This window comes from Pseudonocardia sp. Ae505_Ps2 (assembly GCF_001932425.1).
Taxonomy (GTDB): domain Bacteria; phylum Actinomycetota; class Actinomycetes; order Mycobacteriales; family Pseudonocardiaceae; genus Pseudonocardia.
Window position 1 is genome coordinate 1 of sequence record NZ_MCIP01000006.1, and the last position, 1,056, is coordinate 1,056.

Annotated in this window: 3 protein-coding genes; all 3 read right to left on the reverse strand. The window is 65.7% G+C overall.

Annotated features, from left to right (window positions below):
• Positions 1–36: 36 nt before the first annotated feature.
• Positions 37–168: a hypothetical protein gene (locus tag Ae505Ps2_RS34135; RefSeq protein WP_256371362.1), complete on the reverse strand. Its 132-nt coding sequence runs from the start codon at positions 166–168 to the stop codon at positions 37–39.
• A gap of 93 nt (positions 169–261) precedes the next feature.
• Entirely contained in the window at positions 262–645 is a 384-nt protein-coding gene (locus Ae505Ps2_RS29670; protein ID WP_139320309.1) for a type II toxin-antitoxin system VapC family toxin, read from the reverse strand.
• Positions 645–872 (reverse strand): hypothetical protein, encoded by a 228-nt coding sequence (locus Ae505Ps2_RS29675; RefSeq protein WP_212567743.1) that lies wholly within the window; start codon positions 870–872, stop codon positions 645–647. The genes Ae505Ps2_RS29670 and Ae505Ps2_RS29675 overlap by 1 nt, the downstream gene beginning before the upstream one ends.
• Between the last annotated feature and the right edge of the window lie 184 nt (positions 873–1,056).

The window sequence follows — 1,056 nt, forward strand, 5'->3', positions numbered from 1 at the left end:
GTGCTAACCAGCAATTACTTTGGCTTAGATAGGTGATCAGAAGAACTGACAAGCGACACCGAAGCAGAGCGCGACCAAGCTCAGGCCGGTGGCCGTGGCGAAGTTGTGGCCGAGCGAGTGCCGGTAGCGCAGCGAGGCCAGGAGCACGACCAGCGCGACCGCGAGCACGACCCATCCGCCGGCGTGGACGTACGGAGCTGCCGAGTCTAGGAACGGGGGACGGATGGGCGGCGGGTCGGGGGATGGTGTCAGCCAGTGTGATCACTGGCTGACCTTAATTCCTCTGTTCTCGGCTGCCTTTGCGAGTCGCTCATCGAACGTTGCGAGACCTGCCGGACCGTTCAGCTCCGCTGTGAGCAGGACGCAGCAGTCCGGCATTCGGAGGCCAGTGTGCGCTCGCAGCTCGGCTAGTTGCCCCGCAGCATCGGCGGGCAGCTCGGCCGTCTGGATGCGGAGGCGGTCAAGGATCTCTTCGGCGGCCCGGCGCCGGCCGTGCCGGGCGGGGACGACCAGGACTTCGGCACGGGTAAGCACGCTGGCAATCTTGGGCTGTCCAGCTAGCTCGGTGAGCAGGCGAGTGGCCCGGGCGTGATGTGCATCGTTGCTATCCAGGTGCGCGATGAGCACGCAGGCATCCACGACCATCACGCCGGCCACTCCTCGCGCAACGCCTCCAGATCCCCAGGCTGGAAGATCCCAGTCAGGGCGCCACTGGTCTGCGCCACGACCCGCTGATCGGCCACGAGAGACGCGCGCAGCGCGGCGTGACCCTCGGCCACCAGCTTGCGCAGTAGCTCAGCAGGAGGAAGGCCAGGCCAGCGCTCAGCCGCTTCCGCGAGCGCGTCACTGACCTCGTCAGTCTCGGTGATCATGTGCCGTCGTCGAGAAGTCGCCATACCTACAGTGTTGCACCATCTCCGCATAGTGCAACACTCGGTATTGCCGAAAGCGGCCTCGCCAGCGCCGGCGACCTGCCACAGTGGTTTCGTTCGAACGGCCGACAGCCGTGGAAGGGGTGTCCCGATGATCGCTGAGCTGATCCTGACCGTTGCGCTG